This window comes from Microcystis sp. M165S2, from assembly GCF_020245885.1.
Lineage (GTDB): Bacteria > Cyanobacteriota > Cyanobacteriia > Cyanobacteriales > Microcystaceae > Microcystis.
Window position 1 is genome coordinate 1 of the sequence record NZ_JADBTZ010000350.1, and the last position, 24,665, is coordinate 24,665.

Below are 24,665 nucleotides of genomic sequence, written 5' to 3' on the forward strand. Positions count from 1 at the left end.
GGACAAGCTTTTCTGAACGGAACCCCCTAAGCCGAGTTTTCAAGGTGCTGTCCGCCCACTTGGTTTTCGAGACGGTCTTTTTAATTCTAACGTAAAGCCAACCTAGAACGGCGGGGTTTCCCACCCAAAATTTTCGATGACGGGAACCAAAGGAGAGAATCCCCGATCTGGTTTCTTGATCACCGATAATATCTACCACTCCCTCTCCGTAAATCCAAGGAAAAGCTCCTCCGAGTTGGCGAATTTGCAGAGTACCATCGGGATTAATTGCTTTGATAATAGCACCAATTTCGTCTTTATGACCAGTAATAGCAATTTTTTGGGTCGAATCTCGTCCTCTAATTTTGCCGATGACATTTCCCGCTTGATCTTGCCATGTTTCTAATCCTAACTCTTGAAAGCGTTCTAGTAGCAGGCGATCGATTTCCGTTTCCATTCCACTAGGAGAATGATGGAGGACAAGAGTAGCAATAGTGTCAAAGAGGTGATCAAAATCCATATTTGTCTTGATTTGTGGGTCGAAAGAGAATTATTATCGAAACAGGAAATCGAGAAGGTTTTACAGGAACAATATTGGCGCAGCCATGGCTCTTGGGTGATTGCCAGTTAGCATTTAATGATTAATCAGAGGTGCAGAATTAGCCTGAAAACCCGCAACTTTCAGAGACTCTAGCACCGAATTGTCATCCTCTACCCAATAGTTTTGTCCTAAACGCACAAATTGACGCTGAGTTCCCGCACCAATGGTGGCAATAATGGGAACTTTTGCCTTTTGTTTGTCTCCCGATTGCAGAATACTTTTAAGAAGATTTTGACGATTTTGGTTGACGACATCTTGCATCGATAAATTAACCATCACCATTTTAATGGTTTCGATCGGTTCCGCATCTTCGATAATTAATTGTACCCGATCATCTCGGCGATCAATTTTTCCCCACACCATTAAAGTTGCTTCCTCCACTAATAATTTTTGCAGACGTTCATAGGTATCGGAAAAAACCACCGCTTCCGACTGTCCCGAGGCATCTTCTAGGGTTAAAAAAGCCATAGGAGTCCCTTTTTTGGTCAGAATTTTCTTAACGGCATTTAATAGGACGATTGCACTAACTTTTTTTCTGGTTTTGTGTTCTTCTAAGTCGGCTAAATTGATAGGAGATAGGACTTGAGCGGCTCTTTGTAAAGCTTTTAAAGGATGTTCGGAAACATAAAAACCTAAATGTTCTTTTTCCAGTTTTAACTTTTCCTGTAGGGAAAAATCTTCCACTGCTGGCGCACTGGGAGACTGTTCAAACTCGGATTCTTGTTTATTTTCTGTGCTACCTCCTAGCATATCAAAAATATTCATTTGACCACTTTCTTTCTCTTTGGTGCGTTTTTGCGCCCAGGCAACTACTAATTCTAAATCTTCAATTAATTGATGGCGATTGGGTTGAATTTTATCAAAAGCACCACAATAAATTAGCGTTTCTAAAGCTCTTTTATTGACCAATCGCAAATCAACACGCTCGCAAAAATCACCTAAGGAAGTAAACTTTCCTCCTGTTGCTTCCCGCGCTTTTAAAATAGCCTCGATCGCATTTTCGCCCAGATTTCTAACTGCGGACAAACCAAAGAGAATTTTGCGTCCAATCGGGGTAAAATGTTTTTGCGATCGATTGATGTCGGGAGGTTCGACATCGATATTCATTTTCTGACAGTTTTCTCGATACTTTTCCACCTTATCCTGATTATCGCTACTAGCAGTTAGTAACGCTGTCATATATTCCACAGGATAATTAGCTTTTAAATAAGCGGTTTGATAGGTGACGTAAGCATAAGCGGTAGAGTGAGATTTATTAAAACAATTGGAGGCAATTAACCCGTTGCCCAGCAAAAAATTATGATCTTTCTCCACACCAATATCGTAAACGGGTTTTCTTCCCAAGGATTGACGACCGATAATTTTCACCATATTAGTAACTCAACTCTCCAGAGATTTTGGCAAGGGTGCTAATAGAAATATAGCATTTCTTTGCTCAATCAGGCTCCCCAGGACAAAAAAATTACCATATTAATAACTAAAGTGTATATTCTACCTACAATAGGTTACGATCAAATTAAACAACATCATCGAAAATTTTGGTCTGAAACCCCGTCGTTTCAGGTTGGCTTTACTATTAAATACTAGCGCATTTACACCATATATGCTAGAATGTGAGGCATGGAGAAAGCCTATTAGTTTCGATTTTACCCAACACCCGAACAAGAGTCGCTATTGCGGCACACCTTGGGCTGTGTAAGATTAGTTTACAATCAAGCTCTCTATGTCAGAACACAAGCTGGGTACGAAAGACAAGAAAGAGTAGGATATAGTCAAACTTCTTCAATGTTAACCGAGGAGAAAAAACAAGAAGAATTAGACTTCTTGAATGAGGTTAGCTGTGGCCCTTTGCCACAAGGTTTAAGACACCTATAAACAGCTTTTACTAATTTCTTTGCTGGTCCTACTGAAATTTGGTTAAAGGGTAGCAACGCAAAGCGGGACAAAATGCAGCAGTTGAGATAGTGGGACTTAGACAAAAAACAAATCGAGAAAAGCCTCAACTCCAATCCCCGCTTGGGATTTACTTCGACCAAGCCCAAAATCGCTGGAACCCAGATATATCAAGGAAAATCATAAATAGAGGTTAACCCTTTGTCCCGTAATGGTTTAAGCCTTTTTTGCTGACCGAAAACGCCTAAGTCCCAATAGCAAAGAAACCTGGCAACTGAGGGCAAGGGCATATCTTGACGAGAGGTCAGCACTGGGTAGTTCACGGATTGTGTTATAATTCTGGCCAAGCCATCAAGGTATTTGAAAAGGAGTAACACCATGAATCTATCTTCAGAAGCCTATCGCCAAGCCCTCGTGCGCGATGGAGAACGGCGCTATCGCGAATGGCACCAAAATTATCACAACGACTGCCGTCAATCAACGGCTGAATACCAAGCTCGTTCGGCCCAACAACGTCCAACAAAGCCTTGGATTTCCTCGGAAGCCTACCGCCAATTTTTAGTCAGAGATGGGGAGCGGCGTTTTGCGGAATGGCATGGCGAGTTTTTAGACTATCAAAGACAATTTCTGGCCGGTCAATCCACCTAAACGGATGTCAACAAATCCGCATTACAGCAATCTCTGAAAATAGTGGCTAGAGTCCAGGAAAAAATGGCTAATACCAATTCTCAATAGTCGTGACTAACATCCCAAAGTGCAATTCCTTTCTCAGAGAGGGATTGCACTTTGAAATGATCAACTAAGTCTGTCATTCTTTCATACCTATCCCTATGCCCTAATCTATCACCAAGCCCTAGATAGCCCCAAGACCAAAGAGACTATAAGACTCGTTGGGACTCGTCTCAAAAAGCAGGTTCCTGTGAAGCAAGAATCTCCCATCACACATCTTCGCAGTGTGATGGCTAGATTGTCAAGTCTGTCCACCCCTCAGCCCCACAAATAACACCTAAGATAGCGACCATTAAAACTGAAATTTCCATACATTTGTAATTTAAGCACCTAAAAGCCTTGCTTTGCAAGGCTTTTGCTATTAGTTTATTTGTTCTATGTCCATGGCAGCTCTTGGCTAGAGCCAGCGATCGCTTGATAAGGAAAGCATAGGTGCGATCAATCAAAACAGGCTCCAGTTACCCTTCCGAGTCGATTGCAGCCAGTCAAGGGTAGTCGATCAATCGCCAAGACTACCTTGCGGTAAGGGTTTCATTATTTTTCTTGGGGGGAAGTCCAGTTATCCCTGCAAGGTTCTTGTATTTGTATTGTTTTTAGGTGCGCTCGCCCTGACGTTCAAATGGGGAGTTTTGCTCAGAAAAAAGGGTACCAGCAACGACCTTAACCCGCCTTTTCTGAGAATTGACTGCATTTCTTAAGCACAAAAATGAGAATTGTTTTTAGGTACGCTCGCCCTGCCGTTCAAATGGGGAGTTTTGCTCAGAAAAAAGGGTACCAGCAACGACCTCAACCCGCCTTTTCTGAGAATTGACTGCATTTCTTAAGCACAAAAATGAGAATTGATTGCATTTCTTAAGCACAAAACTGAGAAATGACTACACACTTCTTAACGAAAAAAATCGAGATTAGATATTGACAACGACAAAGTAAAGGTGTTATTCTTCAAATTGCGGAAGTGATGAAGGCAGAAAAACCAAATAAATTTCTGAATCCTCCATGATTTCAGCACTGTACAATTTCTATGAAAACAACAAAAAGGTCTATTACCATGGCAGTTGAAAAAACCAACTCTTCCTCTAGCTTGGCTGAAGTTATTGATCGTATCCTTGACAAAGGTATCGTTATTGATGCCTGGGTTCGCGTCTCTCTGGTGGGAATCGAATTATTAGCGCTTGAAGCTCGTGTAGTTATCGCTTCGGTTGAAACCTACCTCAAATATGCTGAAGCCGTTGGTCTGACTCAATCTGCAGCGGTTCCTGCTTAAGGATTGATTCCAGATTCTCCCATCGGCTGAGTTAAAACCCTACCGGGTTTTCCAGATTCTCGGCTTTTCTTTAATCCCTGTTGAGTTTAGTTACCCGTCTCTTGGGGCGCAATAGTCTGTAATTGATAGGGTTGGCACGGCAACGGATAGCAAAAACAAAGCTAGACCCATACAAATTATTTTTGTTACCGTGATTTTGTCCCTTGTAGCTAGGTTTACCCCCAATCACCAGAGTGTAAGGCTCGCTGTTTTTCGGAATAGAAAGCAATTCTTTGGGTAGGAAGCCGCGCCCCTTGGTCTGGGGTAGTTTGCCATCTCAACTTTTGGATCAGCGCTGTACACTCTCTATACAACTAACAAAAAGGTCTATTACCATGGCAGTTGAAAAAACTAACTCTTCCTCTAGCTTGGCTGAAGTTATCGATCGTATCCTTGACAAAGGTATCGTTATTGATGCTTGGGTTCGCGTCTCTCTGGTGGGAATCGAATTATTAGCGATTGAAGCTCGTGTAGTTATCGCTTCGGTTGAAACCTACCTCAAATATGCTGAAGCCGTTGGTCTGACTCAATCTGCAGCGGTTCCTGCTTAAGGATTGATCCCAGATTCTCCCATCGGCTAAGTTAAAACCCTACCGGGTTTTCCAGATTCTCGGCTTTTCTTTAAATCCCTATTGAGTTTAGTTACCCCTCTCTTGGGGCGCAATAGTCTACAATTAATAAGGTCGGCACGGCAACGGATAGCAAAAACAAAGCTAGACCCATACAAATTATTTTTGTCACCGTGATTTTGTCCCTTGTAGCTAGGTTTACCGCCTATCGCCAGAATGTAAGGCTCGCTACTTTTCGCAATAGAAAGCCATTCTTGGGGTAGGAAGCCGCGCACCTTGATCTGTGGTAGTTCGCTATCTCAACTTTTGGATAATAAGAAAAGTCGGAATCTACTGTCTCTCCCCCCAGTCCCCGTGAATGTTTTTTTCAACGGGTGATTGGGTCTAGTCCATTCCATAGTATTTAGTAGTTGAGGACAACCCCATGCCTGCTCTCATGGAAAAGTTCCGCCTGGAGCGTTTATCGATTGCTGAAGAAGTAGCTGAACTCTCGCGAGGAGTCCAATCTTTTCTGTTGGATGTCAAAACTGAAAGACAAAAACAAGCGCAAGAACAGGCAACTGCTTTGCGCGAGTCTTTCCAAAAAGTTCAACAAGACAGCCGCGTGTTTTTAACAGCTACCCAAAAACAGCGTTTAGCTCAAGCGGAAAAGCAAAAAGAGGATTTACGTCAATTTCAAGAACAGCGTTTAGCGGAAGCGAGACAGCTAGCTGACGACCTACGTCAACAGCGTCTAGATCGAGCCAAACAGCTAAAAGAGGATTTAAGTCAATTTCAAGAACAGCGTTTAGCGGAAGCGAAACAGCTGGCTGACGACTTACGTCAACTTCATCTAGATCGAGCCAAACAGGTGAAGGATGATTTAAGTCAATTTCAAGAACGACGTTTAGCGGAAGCGAAACAGCTAAAAGACGATTTGCGTCAATTTCGTCAAGAGTTGTCTATCTACGTTTTTGGCAAATAAATCTCTAGGTTAATTCCAACCCACTTAAGCCTAGGGCTAGAGTAAAAACCCTCTAGTCCCTTTTCATGGCTAAACTAGAGTACTATCTGAAAATACCACAATGAGCCTTTGGTTTTAAACCTACCATTCTGACCCTGCTTTTTTAAGTTTCTAGACTCAACGTAGGAGTGGTGGGTTCCCCTCCAGGCTGCTCTAGGGCTCTGGTAAATTAAGAAGTATTATAAAACTTCACTTAGTTTATAGTTAATTTTCTCATTAGTAGTCTTTATATTGACAAAGGAGGTAAGGGAAAAGGACTGCATCTGGGCTTGTCAATGTTTAAGTCTTGAAAAGTAATCTAGACAAGAATTTTAGACCCTTAGTCCCTTGACTAATGAATATCCTGAAATACCTTCAGAATCAAGGTTCTAGATCTAAATGACAGTTCCTAATTTTTTGTGATATTATTATGAGGTAAGCCTTAAAAGCCAAAGACGATTAAACTTGCCGTAAAATTCGGGTAACACAAGCGTCCTTGCCTACTCGGTTATTAAGGGGAAACCTAAACGGGCAGTTGTTAGCTCAAGAATACCCGTCGGCTTAAGGCGGGGATTATCAATGGTATTTACTAGATTTCAACTATGACAGTTACTGGAACTCAAACGAGAAGAGCCGTCCTCTGCCTTCGCCCCGGTCAATTCGTTGTTACTCCTTCGATTGATCAAATTGCCACCCGCGCCTTACGTTATCTAAACTCTGGTTTTTCCATTCATCTATGTGGCCCAGCGGGAACGGGAAAAACCACATTGGCAATGCATCTGGCCAATTGTTTAGCCAGACCTGTGATGCTGATCTTTGGCGATGATGACTTTACCAGTTCGGATTTAATTGGTAGCCAGTCTGGTTATACCCATAAAAAACTGACGGATAACTATATCCACAGCGTTCTCAAAGTTGAAGACGAGCTAAAACACAATTGGGTGGATTCTCGGTTAACAATGGCCTGTCGCGAGGGGTTTACCCTAGTTTATGATGAGTTCAATCGTTCTCGACCTGAGGTCAACAACGTTTTACTCTCTGCCTTGGAAGAAAAAATTCTCACCCTGCCGCCAACTAGCCATCAACCCGATTACCTACAAGTCAATTCTCAATTTCGGGCAATTTTCACCTCCAACCCAGAAGAATATTGTGGGGTTCATGCTACCCAAGATGCTTTAATGGATCGGTTGGTAACCATTAATATGCCTGAACCAGATCAACTGACTCAGACTGAAATTCTTGCCCAAAAAACGGGGATTGGTCGAGAAGATGCTTTATTTATTGTCAACCTCGTCAAAAACTTTCGTTTGAAAACTGCGACTGAAAAAACGTCAGGTTTGCGCTCTTGTTTAATGATTGCTAAAGTCTGCGCCTCTCACGATATTGTGGCCCACTCCGATGATGCCGACTTCCGTGATATCTGCGCCGATGTTCTCTTGTCCCGCACAAGCTTACCTATTGATAGCTCAAGAGCTATTTTATGGGAAATCCTCGACGACAATCTGGTAGAATCCTTATCCGTTGGAGAGGAAGAAGAGCCTTCCGATGCCCCAGCGTCAACTTCTGAGCCTTCCACAGGAAATCAATCGATCAAAGCCATTCAATCTTTACTGCGAACGAACTTGCTGAAGCAAAAAGACTAGATTTTATACTCTTATTGGGTGAAACCAACCGTGACTTCTTCCACTTTTGCTGGCTCGCTCAAAACCCAATCAAACAACTCCCTGAAAACAGCAACTCAAGGTTCGAGTTTGGCGGATATCCTTGAACGAGTTTTAGATAAAGGAATTGTGATTGCTGGCGATATTTCAGTTTCGATCGCCTCCACTGAACTTCTAAATATCCGCATTCGTTTGTTAATTGCCTCTGTTGATAAAGCAAGGGAAATGGGAATCAACTGGTGGGAAGGGGATCCCTACCTCCATAGCCAATCCCAAGCTTTACTAGCAGAAAATCGGGAACTTTCACTCCGACTCCAAACCCTAGAAACCGAGCTTGAAACCTTAAAATCCTTAACCCAATTGAGTGCAATGGAGAGCCATGATCCCAGTCCGAACGATGAAGCACATTCCTCAGATGCGTGAAATTCCTCACTTGAATCCTCAAAGGTTAGGAAATTTACACGAGACGATTGCCCCCCTTGATAAAGCAAGGGAAACGGCGATTAACGGCTTGCAAGGTTATCCCTACCTCCCTAGCCAATGCCAAGCTTTATTCGCAGAAAACCTGGAACTTTCACGCCGACTTCAAGCCTTAAAATCCTTAGCCAAATTGAGTGTAATGGAGAGCCGTGATAGCAGTCCGAACGAGCAGGCACATTCCTTATATACATTGAAATTCCTCCGGTAAGGAAGTTTATACCAGTTAACGATTGCCTCTGTTGATAGAGCAAGGGAGATGGCAATTAATGGGTGGGAAAGCGACCCCTACCTCCCTAGCCAATCCCAAGCTTTATTGGCAGAAAATCTGGAACTTTCACGCCGACTTCAAACCTTAAAATCTTTAACCAAATTGAGTGCAGAGGAAAGTTGACATTGTTTAATTACATCATTATTTTCCCTCAGATAAAATTTCTTGGCCAAGCTCCCCACTAGAGACTTACCGTCAAAAACTGCTCATTTACCAATTCCAACCATGACACTTGCTTGCACACCTTACGATTCTGATAATCAAGCCTTGCTGACCCGTCCAGAAAGTAACAGCCAAGCCGGTTTAGCCCCTTTACTGTTAACTGTCGTGGAACTGGTACGCCAATTGCTCGAAGCCCAAATCATTCGCCGGATGGAAAAAGGGGTTCTCAGTGAGTCTGATTTGGACAGAGCTGCCGAAAGTATCCAAAAATTGCAAGAACAAATTCTCCATTTGTGTGAAATTTTTGAGGTTGAGCCAGAAGAGTTAAATGTCCACCTAGGAGAGTTTGGAACTCTTTTACCTGAAGCAGGGAGTTATTACCCCGGAGAGGAGGGTATTAAGCCTTCTGTGTTAGAATTAGTGGATCGACTCCTCAATACGGGAGTTGTTGTGGAAGGAAATGTCGATCTGGGTTTAGCTCAACTAGATCTAATTCATCTAAAGCTTCGTTTGGTTTTAACTTCTCAGCCGGTTTAATTTGGGAGAATACTGATGACAGTGGGTCTTTATTTATATGGAATATTTCCCGAACCAGTTCCTGACGAACTAGGTTTGCAAGGGATTGATAATGAGCCAGTTCACAGTGAGATGATTGAGGGTTTTAGTTTTCTCTACTCCCTTGCTCATAAGGAAAAGTATTTGGCATCCCGTCGCTATTTAATTTGCCATGAAAAAGTATTAGAAACTGCCATGGAAGCAGGGTTTACAACCTTGTTACCACTGCGGTTTGGGTTAGTTATAAAAAACTGGGAATCCGTCACGGAACAATTAATTAATCCGTATAAAGACCAACTGAAAGAATTATTTGCTAAACTGTCAGGCCAACGAGAAGTTAGCATTAAGATTTTTTGGGATAATCAGTGGGAATTACAAGCGGCTTTGGAGTCTAATCCTAAGTTAAAGCAAGAACGGGATGCGATGAAGGGGAAAAACTTAAATATGGAAGAAATTATCCATATAGGTCAAATGATTGAAGGCACTGTATTTCAACGGAAACAAGACGTTATTCAAGTCTTTAGAGATAAATTAAATCATCGCGCCCAAGAGGTGATTGAAAGCGATCCGATGACGGATGACATGATTTACAATGCAGCTTATTTAATTCCCTGGGAGCAAGAGCCGGAATTTAGCCAAAACGTTGAAGCGATCGATCAGCAGTTTGGTGATCGCCTAAGAATTCGCTATAACAATTTAACCGCACCCTATACCTTTGCCCAACTTATCTAAGGAGAGTATTAGTTATGTTTCTCAATCTTTTATTTCTTCCTGTTACCGGTCCTATTGGGGGTCTGATCTGGATTGGGGAAAAAATTCAAGAGCGTGCAGATATAGAATATGATGAGTCTGAAAACTTGCACAAATTATTATTATCCTTACAACTAGATTACGATATGGGCAACATTTCCGAGGAAGAGTTTGAAATTCAGGAAGAAGAACTTTTATTAAAAATTCAAGCCTTAGAAGAAGAAGAGACGGCAGAAGACCAATCTGAATCTTCTCTCTAAAATTTTTCTATACGTCCCACGTTCAGAACTGACAATCTTTCCCACCCTATAGGCCATGAACAAAATCACAAATTGTAGCGGCGCTTAGTAAGGGCGGCTTTGACAAGCTCAAGAACTCGTTGAAGCTTGGTCAGAACTAGCCCTTGATTAAGCCTTAATATTCTAGGTAAAAAGCTTGGAAATTACTAGAATTATTAGAGGAGTGAGCAACAGTTTTGGGGGAATCAGGTTTTTTAGGTAAACTAGGAGGATTGACTGTACGCAAATTTTGAATACTTTGTTCTGTAGTCTCAACTTGATCTGTCACAAACGTCAGACGACTTTTTAACTGCTGAATCTGCCGCTCCATTATTTCTAATTTTTCTTGGATACGTTGTTTTTCAGTAATTAACTTATAAAGCTCAAGTTGCTGATCTGCTTCAGATTGTTTCCGAGGCATAGTGCTAATTTTAGATCTAATTGATCTGGGTGAACGAGTGGTTGTCATAACAATCCCTGAATAACTTAGAATATTCTAGCATATCAACGCCCCAATATAAAAACTTGTAAAAAATCGTAAATTTTCTTTTGGTAAACCCTATGAAATTGTACAATCTATATACTTACGCTTTTTTGAAAACCCCAATAGAAAGCCTAACATTACCCGTTGGAATGGCTAACCCATTGTTACTGATAACTGGTGGAGACCTCTCGGCCGTAGTCGAACCCGAAGTTTGTTTAGACACTTTACAAAATGATGATGAACGCTTGATTCAATCCGTTTTATGCCATGATCGAGTCATCTGTGAATTATTTCAACAAACCACTATTTTACCCTTACGTTTTGGCACATCTTTTTTAGAGGCAGAAAATTTACTGACTCATCTTTGTTCTCATGCCCAAGAATATCAAGAAAAAATTGAAGAACTTGAGGGAAAAGGAGAATATCTTTTAAAATGTATTCCCCGTAAGCTAGAGGAGCCTGTACTCTTTTCTGAAAGCAGGGGCAGACAATATTTTTTAGCCAAAAAACAGCTTTATGAAGCCCAACAAGATTTTTATACTTTGCAAGGTTCAGAATGGCAAAATTTCGTGCATTTAGTGACCCAAAGCTATCCGTCAACGAGGATTATTACTGCTCCAGGTACAGAATCACGAATTTATCTTTTAGTTAATTTTCAAGAAGAACCTTTGCTAATCGAGCAAGTCTTGCATTGGCAGAAAGTCTGCCCCCGTTGGCAATTACAATTAGAACAAGTTTCTCCCCCCTATCACTTTACTTAACTTGATTTTTCTATGACTAACTTTAACTTGGTAAATAACTCTCTAAGTCGTTATGACACTCGACATTTAGTTATGTTTAGTGGCAAAGGAGGAGTGGGAAAAACTACTCTTTCCTGTGGATTTGCTCGCCGTTGGGCTAAATTATTTCCCGAAGAACAAATCCTATTAATCTCAACCGATCCGGCTCATTCTTTAGGGGATGTATTGCAAACAGAAGTTAGCGATCAAGCATCACCTGTAAAAGACTTATCCAACTTAAAAGTTAGGGCATTAGATGCGGAAAAATTGCTCTTAGAATTTAAAGAAAAATACGGAAAATTTTTAGAAATTTTAGTAGAACGGGGCAGTTTTGTTGAAGGAGAAGACTTAACTCCTGTTTGGGATTTAGACTGGCCAGGTTTAGATGAAATTATGGGTCTATTAGAAATTCAACGATTACTTATTGACAATGTTGTAGATCGAATTGTTGTTGATATGGCTCCCTCTGGTCATACCTTGAATTTATTGGGAATTAAAGACTTTTTAGAGATTATTTTAAATTCTCTAGAGTTGTTTCAAGAAAAACATCGTGTTATTTCGCAAACTTTTTCAAAAACCTACAATGCCGATGATGTGGATGACTTTTTAGTGAAAACACAAGCAGAATTAACCGAAGGCAAACGAATTCTACAAGATCGGGATTTTACCCTTTGTTTAATTGTGGCAATTGCCGAACCGATGAGTTTAGTAGAAACCGAACGATTGCTCAATAGTTTGCATCACTTAAATATTCCCTGCGGCAGCTTATTTATTAATCGAATTCTAACGGATCCTAAGCAAAATTTAGATCGCTATAGTGAGCAACAGCAACTCCTCGATAAATTCCTAAAAATCCCAGGTCAAGAGACAATTTTCACCCTGCCCCAACAATCAAAAGAACCCCTAGGAGGTGAAGCATTAGATCAGATCATGAGTCAAATTAAAATCATCGAAAAAGTAGAATTTACTACCCCGCCTCCTATTCAATGGCCGCAAAAAATTCTGCCGAGTTTTAGTGATTTTATTGACGACAAACGCCAACTCATTATCATTGGTGGCAAGGGGGGGGTGGGAAAAACAACCGTTGCCGCGGCCATTGGTTGGGCGTTGGCTAATCGTCATCCCGAGCAAAAAATTAGAATTATTTCTATTGATCCAGCGCATTCTTTGGGAGATGCCTTTGGGACAAAGTTAGGACATCAATCCACACAATTAACTGATAATTTAAGTGGTCAAGAAGTTGATGCTGATATCATTTTAGAAAAATTTCGGGATGATTATTTATGGGAACTGGCAGAAATGATTAGTGGTGAAGGTAACGAAGAAGGAAACATCAAACTAGCTTATACTCCAGAAGCTTGGCGACAAATTGTAGCTCAATCTCTGCCAGGAATTGATGAAATGTTATCCCTAGTAACAGTGATGGATTTATTAGACCAGAAACAACAAGATTTGATTATTTTAGATACGGCTCCTACCGGTCATCTCCTGCGATTTTTGGAAATGCCAACGGCTTTAGGAGATTGGTTAAGTTGGATTTTTAAGCTTTGGATGAAGTATCAAAATGTCTTAGGGCGTGTAGATTTAATGGGACGATTGCGAACCTTAAGACAACAAGTGATGTCTGCCCAGAAAAAACTAAAAGACCCCCAACATACAGAATTTATTGGAATTTTACAAGCCCAAGATGCGATCGTTGCCGAACAACTGCGATTGACAGCATCTTTGAAAAAAATGGGAATCTATCAACGTTATGTCGTGCAGAATCGTTATCATGCTAATGAGGAAATTGATCGGGATTTATTCCCAGATCAAACTTTGATCCGCTTACCCAGTTTACCCCGGTCAGTAGAACCTCTAGCCCGGGTAAAAGGCGCGGCAGATCTGTTATTTTAAAGGTAATTAGTCTTATCAAGTCGGACTTCTTAACCCCATCTATCACCCAGTCCCCATCCTTCAATTGATTCAGGAGAAATTTTATGGCAGAATTATTCAAAGGCTTTGAGCAATTAGTCGAACTGGCCAAAATCTTAGAAGAAAAACTGGAAAAAGGGGAAATTAAAACCGAAATGCAATTTAATTCTCGTCCCTTGAGTAATATTCCCCGTTCTGGCGGTATTCCCCGTTCAGGGGGGGTTTCTCGTCCGAGCAATTCTGGCGGGGATGATTTTGAGGTCAATCGCAATCGCTCATCCTCCACTGATTCAGGGGTTAAAGACACTATGACACAGCCAGAAGAACCCACCACTGCTTCCCTTAAAGATGTTGGTGGATTGACGGAAGTGATTAAAGAACTCAAAGAACTAATTGCCATTCCTCTGAAACGCCCTGACTTGTTGGCTAAGTTAGGACTTGAACCCACTCGCGGCGTTCTCTTAGTCGGACCCCCTGGAACCGGTAAAACCCTGACCGCCCGTGCTTTGGCCGAAGAACTCGGTGTTAACTATATTGCCTTAGTAGGACCAGAGGTGATCAGCAAATATTATGGGGAAGCCGAGCAAAGACTGCGGGGAATTTTTGAGAAAGCCAGTAAGAATGCGCCTTGTATCGTTTTTATTGACGAAATTGATAGCATGGCACCCGACCGCAGTAAAGTTGAAGGGGAAGTAGAAAAAAGACTGGTGGCCCAATTGCTGGGTTTAATGGATGGCTTTGCCCAAAGCCGAGGGGTGATTGTTCTAGCTGCGACAAACCGTCCCGACCATCTTGACCCTGCCCTCCGTCGCCCTGGACGGTTTGACAGAGAAGTCCTCTTTCGGGTGCCTGACCGCAAAGGCCGTTTAGAAATCCTCAATATTCTCACCCGTTCCATGCCCCTAGATGAATCAGTTTCCTTAGCTCTGATTGCCGATAATGCGGTGGGATTTGTCGGGTCAGATTTAAAAGCCGTTTGCCAGAAAGCGGCCTATAGTGCTTTGCGACGCCAAGTTCCTACGATTGACTCGCAAATTCCAGAAACAATGACGGTGGTCCAAGCCGACTTTTTGCAAGCCCTTAAAGAAGTTAAACCGGCGGTATTGCGGTCTGTGGAAGTGGAGTCTCCCCATGTGGCTTGGGACAATATTGGCGGACTTGAACAGATTAAACAAACCCTACAGGAGTCCGTGGAAGGGGCATTACTCCATCCTCAATTATATACGCAAACCAAAGCCCAAGCTCCCAAAGGTATTTTACTTTGGGGGCCACCCGGAACGGGAAAAACCTTATTGGCCAAAGCGGTTGCCTCTCAGGCGCGAGCTAATTTTATTAGTATTAATGGACCTGAGCTTTTGAGTAAATGGGTGGGTGCGAGTGAACAAGCGGTGCGTGAGTTGTTTGCCAAAGCTCGTCAGGCAGCACCTTGTGTAGTTTTTATTGATGAGATTGATACTTTAGCACCAGCAAGAGGTCGTTATAGTGGGGATTCAGGAGTGAGTGACCGGGTTGTGGGACAAATCCTCACGGAGTTGGATGGGTTGCAAACGGGGGCAACGATTTTAGTGATTGGAGCCACTAATCGCCCAGATGCGTTAGACCCAGCCTTATTGCGAGCGGGACGGTTGGATTTACAGTTAAAAGTTGATTTACCCAATGCCTCTAGTCGTTTAGCAATTCTCGGTGTCCATAATGATGAACGTCCTTTACAAGATGTGGATTTAGGCTATTGGGCCGAGGCAACCGAAGGCTGGAATGGCGCAGATTTAGCGTTATTATGTAACCAAGCGGCACTGATGGCAATTCGTCGTTATCGCCATCAGGGAATGACTGACCCGGCTGAGATTCGCATTACAACGGCTGATTTTAATCATGCTTACCAACTGTTGGTTGAACAGCGTGCCAATTGATTTTTTTTCCCCCTTACTTAAAGTAAGGGGGGAGAATCTCAATTCAGGAAAACCATCCTAAAAAGGAAAATTTGCCAAAATGTCTCCAATAATGGGTCTAATACTAAATCCGGTTATTAAAAACTGATTATTTATTCTCCGTTTTGCCTCTTGCCTCTTGCATGAGTGCCTATCCTCATAAGTAGCCTATACTCAACGGATTTAGTATAACTTTGTCTTGATAATTTACAAAACGATTGGAACCTGAAGAAGAAAAATTATTACGGGGTTTAACTGACAGTGTTTCTCAAAAAACTGATGTTTACTTTTCCTCTTGTCTTCTTGTTGCTAATTGGTCTAAAATTTCGGCGTGAACTTGGCGAGTAATTGGATAAAAATAGGCAAGAATTAAGCTAATGATCAGAAAAAATGCCGGTAAAGGAGCAATTGCTAGGCGAATTGCTATTAAAGCACTATCTGGCTGCAGGGGAATTGCTTCTCCTGGGATTCTTGGTTTAAAACCTGATATTTCTAGAGCAATACCGACAAGAAATAACCCCAAAGCTAAACCAATTTTTTGCAAAAGTACCATGAAAGCATAAAAAATACCTTCTCGACGTTTTCCTGTTTCTAATTCGTCTAATTCAATCACATCGGGAACCATTGACCAAGGAATTAAATAGGCCACAGATACGCCAAATCCTGCCAAAACTGCCAAAGCATACATTAAAGTTATTTGTCCGGGTTGGAGCAAAAATAAACCAATTTGGGCAATAATCCAGAATGTCATCCCTAAAAAATAGACTATCTTTTTGTCTAATTTCTGACTAACTGCTTGCCAAAAAAATAACATCACTAAAGCTGTTCCCTGTACTGCCAAAGCGACTAAACCCGATGCTGCTTCCGATAGTCTCATGTAGCTGACGACGTAGTAAACCAAAATCGAGGCGGTTAATTGTACTCCTAACCAAGCACAAAGATAGATGCCAATAACGTATAAAAAGGGACGATTACCAAAAACTATTTTTAATTGTTCTTTCAGGGGAATAGTTTCGGTATTATTATCCGCTTCTCTCTGTTTAATTGCCGCGCTATCCTTGAGATGATTTTCAGTTTTGCCATAGTAAAGGGTTAACCCCGAAACTATCCCTTGTATTCCTAATAAAATTGTGGAAATAGCGATAAAGTCTCTGGGATTCACCCCAATTTTTCCTAGTCCATAGACCAAGGAAAGCGCACCGATAACTATAAAAGCAATTGCCAAAACTTTTTTCTGGGTAGAATTGAGAATCGCTTTTGCTCCTCGTTCTTGTAAAGCTAAAGCGCACCAAATAACTGCTATAATCGACATTAAAGCACAAACTACACCTAACAATAAAAAAGCTTGATGGAGATCGTTTGCATAGGACGATGAGACGATAATATAGAGAATTAATGAGAGAATGCTGCCCCCGATGGAAAAGGCAAAACGAAAACTATTTAAGCGGGTTCTCTCATTATAATCATGGGTTAATTCAGGGGTAAGTGCCTGGTAGGGAAGATTGACTACTGTATAGGTTAAATTAAAGATAATACCGATAAAAATATAATATAAAAATAGCCATAATTGGTTATTAGTCGGGATTAACCACAGTAAAAAATAGCTAATTCCGAAGGGAATTGACCCCAATAACATCCATGGTAAGCGACGACCCCAAATGGTACGAGTTCGATCGCTCCACATTCCAATAATCGGATCGTTAATAGCGTCGAAAATTCTCACCACCATCAGCACACTACCAGCTAATCCTGCTGGTAATCCTGCCACATCAGTGAGGAAAAATAGCAGGTAAAATACCGAAATATTGGCAGTGATAGCCGGTCCCAAATCGCCAGCACCATAGGCGATTTTTGTGGTTAAATTGAGTCTTTCAGAAGTCAAATGAGCCATAAAAGCAATTACAGAGATTAAAATAAGCTTAACCGTTCTGGGGGCATTTGTAACCTTTGTCAGAGCAGTTGAGGAACTTTAATTTTTTTTGTCTCTAGTAATTCCTGAAAATATCTAGCGTTAAAAAGGGAAGATTCCCCGATGACACTGGGGACAAAGAAATGGCTTTATCTTTGGCATCCGGGAAAATTCTGACTATTTCCCCGTCCTTCACTTTTTATCTATCGCCTTGACCAGCATTATGAGCTAAACTGACTAATATCAGTTATTTTAGCTATCAGCATCGGAATTATCCTTATTCTAGCAGTTACAAGCGAGAAGATCGGCCAGATTGTTCTTTTTCGGACTGTTAGCGGCTAGGATCTATTACTTGGGGGACGATCGAAATAGATCAAGAAAGTGTGATAGTACAGATAAGAGATCGGGGAAAATTTTTTCGCCAAACCTAAAACTTTTTGACGCTGACGTTCTATGATGCCTCATATCTTCCTATTTTTAGAGATTTTTTCCCAAGAAGGCGGTATTCAATCATATATCAAGGATGTCCTGCAAGCTTATCTCACTTTGCCCGATTGCGAGGCTGCCGAGGTTTTTTTACTGCGGGATGCCCCTGATTGTCCTAATCCTTTCAAAAATCAAGGTATTACCTTTCATTACCTGAAAAATAACTCAGCAACTCTCGGACGCATTCAATTAGCCCTTAAGTTTCTAGTTTCTCTCCTCCGGAAACGTCCCCAACGGGTTTTTTGTGGTCATATAAATTTAGCCCCCCTCACCCGTCTTTACTGTCAAGCTTTAGGCATACCCTACACCGTCCTCACCTACGGCAATGAAGTCTGGGAACCTTTACCAAATTCCCAAAAACAGGCCCTGCAAGCGGCCGCATCGATCTGGACAATTAGCCGTTACACTCGCGATCTTATGTGTAAGGCTAACGCTATCGATCCCAAAAAAGTAGCAATTCTCCCCTGTGTGGTGGATGAGGAAAAGTTTAATTTAGGCGAAAAGTCCTTGACATTAATCAAAAAATATGATGTGGAAAATGCCAAAGTTTTATTAACAGTGGCCCGGTTGTGGTCGGGGGATATCCATAAAGGGGTAGATGTTACCATTCGGGCCCTGCCGACAATTCTAGGGACTTATCCCGAAGTAAAATATCTAGTCATTGGACGTGGGGACGACCGCCCCAGGTTAGAAGCTTTAACCAAGCAGTTAGGAGTGGATAAACAGGTAATTTTTGCGGGTTTTGTCCCAACGGAGGAATTAGCCGACCATTATCGTTTAGCCGATGCTTACGTTATGCCCTCCCGGGAAGGATTCGGGATTGTTTACCTAGAAGCGATGGCCTGTGGTATTCCCGTGATTTCTGGAGATGAGGACGGTTCAGCAGAACCGCTGCAGGATGGTTTGGTGGGGTGGCGCGTTCCCTATCGAGATGCCGAAAAGGTGGCTCAAGCTTGTTTAGAAATTTTGGCAGGTCACGATCAACGTTGTCACCCCCAATGGTTGCGTCAACAAACTGTAACTAAATTCGGCAAAAAGACTTTACAAGCAAAATTACGGCAGTTCATCTAATTATAACTTCATTGGGCATCGTCTCCTCAATACCGGCCACTGACTAGCCAAAACCACAACTTTGTCACTCATTATTAAGATAACTGCTATACTCCTCTATGGCTTCCCCAAAAGATTTTATTAGTCCGGTCAATTCTGGTCAAAAGTTGGTCTATCCTTTTCGCAACTATCTTAACTATCTTCACGACAAATACTCTGATTTACAGACGGGTAAGATCGCCGATTATATTCCTGAATTAGCCCTAGCAGCTCCACAATGGTTTGGTATTTCGGTAATTACCACTGACGTTGACGCTCCCCGCTCCCTGCTCCGGCACTCATAGACAGTCTTAACCAGTAATTTACTGTGATAGCTGTCCCCCGCAAGAGCGCCTACCGGCCCTGGAAAATTAATTTGGCCAGAGGTCTGTGGAAAAAATTTCGTAAACCTCTTGACAAAAGCAGCGGGTTGTGTGTAATATAAATATCGTGTGAGGAGTATAAGTTCAGCATAAGAAAAACCTTTGGGGTCGAAACACGGCAAGACTCCCAGAGGTTCTTCTTTTTCACTTCCTTATTTGCTCAAAGTCAGCAATAAAATCAGGTTTTGCCCGATCGCTAGTTTTTTCTCAAGTTATCCCTTCTAGGTCTGTTTTTGCTTGCCAAGAGCAACAGTCCAAAATTTTTGCCGAAGAAACTGCACAAGAGAAGTGTAATTCCTCGTAAAATTGGGAATTAAGTACAAGGGCAATCCTATGGCAGATAAAAATAACGGTAACGGTGGCTTATTCGTCGTCGGGGTTTTAGTGGGCAGTGCGATCGGGGCAGTGGCGGGTTTATTAGTAGCGCCGAGATCTGGAAAAGAAACCCGTCGAATTCTGCAAAAATCCGCGCGGGCTTTGCCAGAATTAGCCGAAGATCTGACCACGACGGTGCAATTGCAGGCCGATCGCCTATCGGAATCGGCCCGGCGTAACTGGGATGATACTTTAATTAGATTAAAAGAGGCGGTGACAGCCGGAATCGAAGCTAGTCAAAGTCTAGCCACGGACAATCCTTTCCCCGACTCGGAAGAATCCCCCCAAGGCGATAATCATCCCTCGAATGAGCATTAAATGACCGAACCTATTTTCTGGCTAGGATGTTCTTTACTGCTAGTCGCCGTTAGTTTAACGGCGGTTTTCATCGCTGCTTTGCCTGCCCTGCAAGAGTTAGCCCGGGCTGCCCGCAGTGCCGAAAAATTATTTGATACCCTCCATCGGGAATTTCCCCCGACTCTAGAAGCAATTCGCCTGACAGGGGCAGAAATCAGCGAATTAACCGAAAATATCGATGAAGGGGTTAAAAGTACCCGCCAAGTTGTCCAGGGAGTCGAGCGCAGTCTCGGTAGTACTAAAGCTGGTCTTAGCAAGCTCGATCGTGGCAGCCGTCGCCTCTTGATCGGTTTTAAAGTCGCTTGGAATACTTGGAAACGCAGTTAAGCAGATGGGTAAGTGGGAGGCTTTTTTCAGTGATCAGTAAACAGTAACCAGTGAACTGAAAACTCACATCTGATAACTGATGACTGATGACTGATAACTGATAACTGGGTGACTAAAGTTGAGAATTCCCTTAAGATAAAGTAAATAAGTGTAAAGAAACTGAAAGTTAGCCTACACCCGTGCTTAAAAAATTCTCATTGTCTGGAAGTGCTATGCTCAATCGTTTTTGCCGAGGAATCTCGATCGCTCTTGTCATTGCTGTCATTAGCTGTCTGGGTTGGATTATCTCACCGGATCAAGCTCTAGCGGTGAATAATCCCGAATTACTGCCCAATCAAGCCACTCCGATCGTTGATTTAGCCAATTATCTACCCGCAAAACAGGAAGAAGCATTGATCCGAGATATCGAGACATTTCAAGGGGAAACGGGCTGGAAAATGCGAGTTTTAACCCAATATGACCGCAGCCCCGGCCGGGCAGTGATTAATTTCTGGGGATTGGATGATAAAAGTATTCTCTTAGTGGCCGATGGTCGGGGCGGTAATTTACTATCTTTTAGTATTGGCGATGCCGTCTATGAATTTTTACCCCGCACTTTTTGGATCGAATTACAGGCCCGTTTCGGTAATATGTATTTTGTCCGGGAAAATGGCGAGAATAATGCGATCGTACAATCTTTAGACACGGTAAAAGGCTGTTTAGTTAAAGGTGGTTGTGCGGTAGTCCCCGGCCTACCGAAGGAACAGTGGATTTTAACTTTAATTACCTCAATTGTCGGCGGTTTAGTCTTCGGTTTTGCCGGTATTCCTCGCAAAGAAGGACAGGTTTTCGCTTGGCAATGGGTTTTAATTGTCTCTCCCCTCTGGTTTATCCTCTTTGTTGCTTTTGGCATCGGACCGGTGGTTACTCGCACTGCTGAATTACTGCCCCTTTTCCGCAATTTAATCGGTTTTGCCCTCGGAGTTTTAGTCGCCTATCTTTCCCCTCGTTTTAATTCCCTCAACGCCTCAAAAACCTAAGAATTATGGGCTTTTCAGTGATCAGTAATCAGTAATCAGTAATCAGTAAACAGTGAAAAGAAAGTACCGAAGTTTTCACCTAAGCTCTATTGGATTTAAACTGCGTATTGGATATTTTAGTACAAATCCTCAAACTCCCGCTCCCTGCTCCCTTTTTCAGTGATCAGTAATCAGTAAACAGTAAACAGTGAAAAGAAAGTAGGGAGGTTTTCAGCTATAACTGATAGCTGACGGCAGCCCCTCATGGTTTGATCGATCTAGCTCTGTTACAATTAGAAACATTGTGGAGTGAGTGAGATAACGTTTATGTGGGTCAATACTCAAAGTGAGATTATTAGTAAGGTTTTGCCGCCAGCAGTACGTCTGTTCTTGCGATCACAAGTAGAACAGATAGAAGATTTAGAAATGCAGCTGCACGGTCATGATCGGCAAATTTTGCGCGGTTATATCCCTGGGGTATTTTTGGCCGTAGGAAAAGCGATTTATCAAGGTTTACATCTAGGTAAAGCGCAATTAAGAGGGGAAAATATTCGTCTTAATATCGGGCAGGTTTTGCGAGGGAAACCCCTAAAAATTTTGGAACCTATTCGGGTTAGCGGTGAGGTGGAAATTAACGAGCAGGATTTAAATAATTCGATCGCCTCGACTATTTTAGTTAATGCTTTTGCGGATTTACTAATTTTTTCCCTAGAAAATAACGGAGTTGTTAACGCCAGAGAAATTATCTCACAACAGCGTTTTAACTGGAAAAATGTTCTCCTAAATCAGGGTTATTTCTGTCTTCTCGGCCATAGAGAAACAGGTGCAGAAGTAATTTTTAGCGCCGATATTGCCTTAGAAGATGCCCGCACTTTAGGGATTAGTCCCCGACAATGGCAAGGTTTAGCCCCAGATTTATCTGTTGATTTGCAACCTTTTACCGTCGATTTAGGCAAAGATGTGGAGATTAAATCTTTTATTCTCGACGATCAAACTCTTTTCTGTCAGGGAAGTTTTTTGATTTTACCTTAAAAATAAACGCAATGATTCCGGGGGGTTAACTTAGTTTAACCCCCCAATTATTACCCCGGATTCTGTGCGATTAAAATAATTGTTTGCATTAGTCCAACTAGAAGACCGAGAATACCACCAAGATTAACAATTCCCTGTAATTCTTGTTTAACAATGCCTTGAATAGCATTTTCCAGATCGGCGGGGGAAGTGGCATTTACCCGATCGCGGATCACCTGATCGATGTTGAGAATCGGGATAATTTGGGCGACTAATTTCTCTAAATCTTCCTCTAAATAACGCTCTAAAATTAACGCTAACTCTTGACTAATTACCCCTAATGATGTAGTCATTGACACCGAGGATTGCAGACGATTAATAATTAAATTAGCGATTTGATCCCAGTCGATCGTTTGTCCAAAATCTTGCAGAAATTGTTCGCCACTTTCTTGAATATAAATTCGCACCGTATCCCTGGTGGTTTTACGCAATTGTCTGACGGTGGAGATAGGTAAATTTTGTAAAGAGATACTTTGTAACCAGTTTTTCAGACGATTACGCATCTCTAAAGATAGTAATAATTCTTTGATTCTGGTATTAGCTAAATCCTTTTCATCAAGGCAAAAAGTGCGTAAGCGGGCGAGGGCATTGCGTAAACCGAATAAATTGGCTACTACCCAATAGGTTCCACTGGTTTTTTCCCGAAATCCTTCATCGATAACTTGAATATTGCGATCGGTTAAAAAATCGATTAAAGCTAGACGGATAACATCAGCAGGTAGGACAGTTTCTAATAGCCAATCGGAGAATTGTCGGGCCTGTTGTTCACTGAGAGAAAATTCTAAGACTAGGCGATCAAAAATTTGATTGATCTGTTTTTCTAAAAAGTCCTGCCGTCGGGCTAAAACTTTTAGTAATCTCGCTAAAGATTCCCCGAATAAATCGTGAAGAATCGCCGCCAAAATCTCGGCTGTTTTTGCTTGCCGATCGCCTTTTATTTGTTTTAAAGCTAATTGTAACAGCCAGAGTATCGCCCCCTGTACCCTTTCGGTGTCGAGGAGTCGTTTAGCCAGTTTTTGTAATTCCTCGGGAGTTAACAGGGAACCCATGATCGTATCCGATACCCGCAGAGCTAATCGATCTTGATTGCGAGGAATTAGCCCCGGGGTGAAGGGAAGAGGACGCTTACCGATATAAATAGCTTTGTAGGGACGAAACAGCATTTTTATGGCTACATCGTTGGTGAAATAGCCAATAATTGCCCCCGCGATCGGCGGTAAGCTCCATGTCCAAAGAGTAGCGAGATTCAATTTAGCAGCAAAAAATAAACGCAAATGTGAGTAAGTTATTTCTTTAAGACTAACACTCCCATCAGTCCTGCTAGGAGTGGATAGTGGACGGCACCGGAAAATCCCGACCGATAGCCTAATTTTACCTGTTCTCGGCCCTGGGGAAAGCGATCGATACTAGGACTAATATAAGCGTACTGGTCAGTTAAGCCGTAGCGCTCGGCGGCGGGAACGACGATATGATCGAGATACCAGTTTTGCAATAGTTTGGCTATGGTTTCGGTGGGTTGATGGAAGTCAAGAATCGCCGCTTTAGCACCCGGTTTCAGGACTCGGTATAATTCCCCCAGACATTGGGCAATATCGACCACATTGCGTAATCCATAGCCGATAGTGGCACAATCAAACCTAGAATCGGCAAAGGGTAAATTGAGGGCATCCCCTTCCATCCAGTGAATATTAGTGGCGCTAAAACGTTGACGGGCGATTTTTAATTGTTGTGGGGAAAAATCTAGTCCGATCACTTGGCCAGTTCTACCCACTTGTTTTGATAATAGATTAGTCAGGTCGCCGCTACCACAACAGATATCGAGGGCAAAATCCCCTTTTTTGGGTTGACACCATTTGACTGTCATTAATTTCCAGACGTGGTGTAATCCTAAACTTAATTCTTGATTGAGTCGGTCATATTCGGGAGCGATCTGATCAAAAATTGCTTGTATTTCCCTAGAGTTAGGTGAGGATTGATTGGACATTTTGATAATATAGCACCAGAGAAAATCCCAGATCAAGTTATACCATTCTATCTTATCTGCGCTCACGGGGATAAGCTGTTGAGCATCCACAGCAGTTATCTTCATAGTGGGGAACAGTGACTTAAGTAGCTGGTTATAATTAAATTAAAAATGGATTTTAGGTTCGATCCCCCCTGCCCCCCTTGATAAGGGGGGTGCCGATAGATGGATTTTAGGTTCGATCCCCCCTGCCCCCTAGGGTTGATTCATTTAAATTAAGTACAGCTGATTTTGAGTCAATAAATTTGACCGAAAATTCTCAAGTTTATCTTTTTCTAATCAAAAGAGTTAGTCACAATAACTAATCTTTAATCTTCTGCCAATATTTATTA

General features: G+C 42.1%; 24 protein-coding genes and 4 pseudogenes. 22 read left to right on the forward strand and 6 right to left on the reverse strand.

Annotated features, from left to right (window positions below; genetic code table 11):
* Nucleotides 1-499, reverse strand: a pseudogene (locus IM479_RS17405) (hypothetical protein); the annotation flags it as partial.
* On the opposite strand from IM479_RS17405, the gene IM479_RS17410 reads away from it, so the two are divergent.
* Nucleotides 485-610: a hypothetical protein gene (locus IM479_RS17410; protein ID WP_256378254.1), complete on the forward strand. Its 126-nt coding sequence runs from the start codon at nucleotides 485-487 to the stop codon at nucleotides 608-610. The pseudogene IM479_RS17405 and the gene IM479_RS17410 overlap by 15 nt on opposite strands.
* Before the next feature lie 3 nt (nucleotides 611-613).
* Here IM479_RS17410 and IM479_RS17415 read toward each other — a convergent pair whose 3' ends face one another.
* Nucleotides 614-1,951 (reverse strand): helix-hairpin-helix domain-containing protein, encoded by a 1,338-nt coding sequence (locus tag IM479_RS17415; RefSeq protein WP_287687231.1) that lies wholly within the window; start codon nucleotides 1,949-1,951, stop codon nucleotides 614-616.
* 249 nt (nucleotides 1,952-2,200) lie between these two features.
* Between IM479_RS17415 and IM479_RS17420 the strand changes: the two are divergent.
* From IM479_RS17420 to IM479_RS17470, 12 genes and pseudogenes are all read left to right on the forward strand, one after another.
* Nucleotides 2,201-2,452 (forward strand): annotated as a pseudogene (locus tag IM479_RS17420) (helix-turn-helix domain-containing protein); the annotation flags it as partial.
* 399 nt (nucleotides 2,453-2,851) lie between these two features.
* Nucleotides 2,852-3,121, forward strand: coding sequence for a hypothetical protein (locus IM479_RS17425; protein ID WP_286823775.1), 270 nt, complete (start codon nucleotides 2,852-2,854; stop codon nucleotides 3,119-3,121).
* A 1,102-nt stretch (nucleotides 3,122-4,223) separates the two neighbouring features.
* A complete protein-coding gene (gvpA, locus tag IM479_RS17430) occupies nucleotides 4,224-4,466 on the forward strand; it encodes a gas vesicle structural protein GvpA (protein WP_425589715.1) in 243 nt (80 codons plus the stop codon).
* 374 nt (nucleotides 4,467-4,840) lie between these two features.
* Nucleotides 4,841-5,056, forward strand: coding sequence for a gas vesicle structural protein GvpA (gene gvpA / locus IM479_RS17435; RefSeq protein ID WP_287627019.1), 216 nt, complete (start codon nucleotides 4,841-4,843; stop codon nucleotides 5,054-5,056).
* 442 nt (nucleotides 5,057-5,498) lie between these two features.
* The gene (gene gvpC / locus IM479_RS17440; protein WP_287687229.1) at nucleotides 5,499-6,038 is read left to right on the forward strand and encodes a gas vesicle protein GvpC; all 540 of its coding nucleotides are present in this window, start codon (nucleotides 5,499-5,501) and stop codon (nucleotides 6,036-6,038) included.
* Between the two features lie 620 nt (nucleotides 6,039-6,658).
* Nucleotides 6,659-7,699, forward strand: a complete 1,041-nt coding sequence (gvpN, locus tag IM479_RS17445; RefSeq protein WP_287077466.1) for a gas vesicle protein GvpN — start codon at nucleotides 6,659-6,661, stop codon at nucleotides 7,697-7,699.
* Between the two features lie 30 nt (nucleotides 7,700-7,729).
* Nucleotides 7,730-8,140 carry a gas vesicle protein gene (locus IM479_RS17450; RefSeq protein WP_287077465.1) on the forward strand — a complete coding sequence of 137 codons (411 nt, stop codon included), beginning with the start codon at nucleotides 7,730-7,732 and terminating at the stop codon, nucleotides 8,138-8,140.
* Nucleotides 8,097-8,405: a gas vesicle protein gene (locus IM479_RS17455; protein ID WP_287739907.1), complete on the forward strand. Its 309-nt coding sequence runs from the start codon at nucleotides 8,097-8,099 to the stop codon at nucleotides 8,403-8,405. The genes IM479_RS17450 and IM479_RS17455 overlap by 44 nt, the downstream gene beginning before the upstream one ends.
* A gap of 12 nt (nucleotides 8,406-8,417) precedes the next feature.
* A pseudogene (locus IM479_RS22790) lies at nucleotides 8,418-8,588 on the forward strand (gas vesicle protein); the annotation flags it as partial.
* 102 nt (nucleotides 8,589-8,690) lie between these two features.
* Nucleotides 8,691-9,164: a gas vesicle protein K gene (locus IM479_RS17460; protein WP_286823767.1), complete on the forward strand. Its 474-nt coding sequence runs from the start codon at nucleotides 8,691-8,693 to the stop codon at nucleotides 9,162-9,164.
* 15 nt (nucleotides 9,165-9,179) lie between these two features.
* Complete coding sequence (gvpF, locus tag IM479_RS17465; RefSeq protein WP_287687227.1) at nucleotides 9,180-9,914, forward strand: gas vesicle protein GvpF; 735 nt, start codon at nucleotides 9,180-9,182, stop codon at nucleotides 9,912-9,914.
* 14 nt (nucleotides 9,915-9,928) lie between these two features.
* Nucleotides 9,929-10,192, forward strand: a complete 264-nt coding sequence (locus tag IM479_RS17470; RefSeq protein ID WP_287687226.1) for a gas vesicle protein GvpG — start codon at nucleotides 9,929-9,931, stop codon at nucleotides 10,190-10,192.
* Between the two features lie 154 nt (nucleotides 10,193-10,346).
* Here the strand turns inward: IM479_RS17470 and IM479_RS17475 are convergent, their stop codons facing one another.
* Nucleotides 10,347-10,679 carry a gas vesicle protein gene (locus tag IM479_RS17475; RefSeq protein WP_287687224.1) on the reverse strand — a complete coding sequence of 111 codons (333 nt, stop codon included), beginning with the start codon at nucleotides 10,677-10,679 and terminating at the stop codon, nucleotides 10,347-10,349.
* Between the two features lie 92 nt (nucleotides 10,680-10,771).
* On the opposite strand from IM479_RS17475, the gene IM479_RS17480 reads away from it, so the two are divergent.
* The 3 genes from IM479_RS17480 (at nucleotide 10,772) to IM479_RS17490 (ending at nucleotide 15,297) form a co-directional block, all read left to right on the forward strand.
* Nucleotides 10,772-11,455, forward strand: coding sequence for a GvpL/GvpF family gas vesicle protein (locus IM479_RS17480; protein ID WP_287687222.1), 684 nt, complete (start codon nucleotides 10,772-10,774; stop codon nucleotides 11,453-11,455).
* 12 nt (nucleotides 11,456-11,467) lie between these two features.
* On the forward strand, nucleotides 11,468-13,369 hold the full coding sequence (locus IM479_RS17485) for an ArsA family ATPase (protein ID WP_287687221.1): 1,902 nt from the start codon (nucleotides 11,468-11,470) through the stop codon (nucleotides 13,367-13,369).
* 83 nt (nucleotides 13,370-13,452) lie between these two features.
* A complete protein-coding gene (locus tag IM479_RS17490; RefSeq protein WP_287687220.1) occupies nucleotides 13,453-15,297 on the forward strand; it encodes an AAA family ATPase in 1,845 nt (614 codons plus the stop codon).
* A gap of 301 nt (nucleotides 15,298-15,598) precedes the next feature.
* On the opposite strand, the gene IM479_RS17495 is transcribed toward IM479_RS17490, so the two are convergent.
* On the reverse strand, nucleotides 15,599-17,206 hold the full coding sequence (locus tag IM479_RS17495) for an MFS transporter (protein ID WP_287687218.1): 1,608 nt from the start codon (nucleotides 17,204-17,206) through the stop codon (nucleotides 15,599-15,601).
* Nucleotides 17,207-17,677: 471 nt separating this feature from the next.
* Between IM479_RS17495 and IM479_RS17500 the strand changes: the two genes are divergently transcribed.
* The 6 genes and pseudogenes from IM479_RS17500 (at nucleotide 17,678) to IM479_RS17525 (ending at nucleotide 22,271) form a co-directional block, all read left to right on the forward strand.
* A complete protein-coding gene (locus IM479_RS17500) occupies nucleotides 17,678-18,781 on the forward strand; it encodes a glycosyltransferase family 4 protein (RefSeq protein WP_287687216.1) in 1,104 nt (367 codons plus the stop codon).
* 98 nt (nucleotides 18,782-18,879) lie between these two features.
* Nucleotides 18,880-19,068, forward strand: a pseudogene (locus IM479_RS17505) (glutaminase A); the annotation flags it as partial.
* Between the two features lie 447 nt (nucleotides 19,069-19,515).
* The gene (locus IM479_RS17510; RefSeq protein ID WP_286823755.1) at nucleotides 19,516-19,875 is read left to right on the forward strand and encodes a YtxH domain-containing protein; all 360 of its coding nucleotides are present in this window, start codon (nucleotides 19,516-19,518) and stop codon (nucleotides 19,873-19,875) included.
* Nucleotides 19,876-20,241: a DUF948 domain-containing protein gene (locus IM479_RS17515; RefSeq protein ID WP_287687214.1), complete on the forward strand. Its 366-nt coding sequence runs from the start codon at nucleotides 19,876-19,878 to the stop codon at nucleotides 20,239-20,241.
* Between the two features lie 212 nt (nucleotides 20,242-20,453).
* On the forward strand, nucleotides 20,454-21,260 hold the full coding sequence (locus IM479_RS17520) for a TPM domain-containing protein (protein WP_286823781.1): 807 nt from the start codon (nucleotides 20,454-20,456) through the stop codon (nucleotides 21,258-21,260).
* A gap of 306 nt (nucleotides 21,261-21,566) precedes the next feature.
* Nucleotides 21,567-22,271, forward strand: a complete 705-nt coding sequence (locus IM479_RS17525; RefSeq protein WP_286823753.1) for an LmeA family phospholipid-binding protein — start codon at nucleotides 21,567-21,569, stop codon at nucleotides 22,269-22,271.
* A gap of 50 nt (nucleotides 22,272-22,321) precedes the next feature.
* Here the strand turns inward: IM479_RS17525 and IM479_RS17530 are convergent, their stop codons facing one another.
* Together IM479_RS17530 and ubiE are read right to left on the reverse strand one after the other, a co-directional pair.
* A complete protein-coding gene (locus tag IM479_RS17530) occupies nucleotides 22,322-23,560 on the reverse strand; it encodes a DUF445 domain-containing protein (protein WP_287687213.1) in 1,239 nt (412 codons plus the stop codon).
* A gap of 35 nt (nucleotides 23,561-23,595) precedes the next feature.
* A complete protein-coding gene (gene ubiE / locus IM479_RS17535) occupies nucleotides 23,596-24,294 on the reverse strand; it encodes a bifunctional demethylmenaquinone methyltransferase/2-methoxy-6-polyprenyl-1,4-benzoquinol methylase UbiE (protein ID WP_287687232.1) in 699 nt (232 codons plus the stop codon).
* Between the last annotated feature and the right edge of the window lie 371 nt (nucleotides 24,295-24,665).

Bases quoted from the DNA above. Each gene is read 5' to 3' on its own strand.
- IM479_RS17415 (WP_287687231.1), bottom strand. From the start codon at position 1,951: ATGGTGAAAATTATCGGTCGTCAATCCTTGGGAAGAAAACCCGTTTAC.
- IM479_RS17425 (WP_286823775.1), top strand. From the start codon at position 2,852: ATGAATCTATCTTCAGAAGCCTATCGCCAAGCCCTCGTGCGCGATGGA.
- gvpA (WP_425589715.1), top strand. From the start codon at position 4,224: ATGAAAACAACAAAAAGGTCTATTACCATGGCAGTTGAAAAAACCAAC.
- gvpA (WP_287627019.1), top strand. From the start codon at position 4,841: ATGGCAGTTGAAAAAACTAACTCTTCCTCTAGCTTGGCTGAAGTTATC.
- gvpC (WP_287687229.1), top strand. From the start codon at position 5,499: ATGCCTGCTCTCATGGAAAAGTTCCGCCTGGAGCGTTTATCGATTGCT.
- gvpN (WP_287077466.1), top strand. From the start codon at position 6,659: ATGACAGTTACTGGAACTCAAACGAGAAGAGCCGTCCTCTGCCTTCGC.
- IM479_RS17455 (WP_287739907.1), top strand. From the start codon at position 8,097: ATGATCCCAGTCCGAACGATGAAGCACATTCCTCAGATGCGTGAAATT.
- IM479_RS17460 (WP_286823767.1), top strand. From the start codon at position 8,691: ATGACACTTGCTTGCACACCTTACGATTCTGATAATCAAGCCTTGCTG.
- gvpF (WP_287687227.1), top strand. From the start codon at position 9,180: ATGACAGTGGGTCTTTATTTATATGGAATATTTCCCGAACCAGTTCCT.
- IM479_RS17470 (WP_287687226.1), top strand. From the start codon at position 9,929: ATGTTTCTCAATCTTTTATTTCTTCCTGTTACCGGTCCTATTGGGGGT.
- IM479_RS17475 (WP_287687224.1), bottom strand. From the start codon at position 10,679: ATGACAACCACTCGTTCACCCAGATCAATTAGATCTAAAATTAGCACT.
- IM479_RS17480 (WP_287687222.1), top strand. From the start codon at position 10,772: ATGAAATTGTACAATCTATATACTTACGCTTTTTTGAAAACCCCAATA.
- IM479_RS17485 (WP_287687221.1), top strand. From the start codon at position 11,468: ATGACTAACTTTAACTTGGTAAATAACTCTCTAAGTCGTTATGACACT.
- IM479_RS17490 (WP_287687220.1), top strand. From the start codon at position 13,453: ATGGCAGAATTATTCAAAGGCTTTGAGCAATTAGTCGAACTGGCCAAA.
- IM479_RS17495 (WP_287687218.1), bottom strand. From the start codon at position 17,206: ATGGCTCATTTGACTTCTGAAAGACTCAATTTAACCACAAAAATCGCC.
- IM479_RS17500 (WP_287687216.1), top strand. From the start codon at position 17,678: ATGATGCCTCATATCTTCCTATTTTTAGAGATTTTTTCCCAAGAAGGC.
- IM479_RS17510 (WP_286823755.1), top strand. From the start codon at position 19,516: ATGGCAGATAAAAATAACGGTAACGGTGGCTTATTCGTCGTCGGGGTT.
- IM479_RS17515 (WP_287687214.1), top strand. From the start codon at position 19,876: ATGACCGAACCTATTTTCTGGCTAGGATGTTCTTTACTGCTAGTCGCC.
- IM479_RS17520 (WP_286823781.1), top strand. From the start codon at position 20,454: ATGCTCAATCGTTTTTGCCGAGGAATCTCGATCGCTCTTGTCATTGCT.
- IM479_RS17525 (WP_286823753.1), top strand. From the start codon at position 21,567: ATGTGGGTCAATACTCAAAGTGAGATTATTAGTAAGGTTTTGCCGCCA.
- ubiE (WP_287687232.1), bottom strand. From the start codon at position 24,294: ATGTCCAATCAATCCTCACCTAACTCTAGGGAAATACAAGCAATTTTT.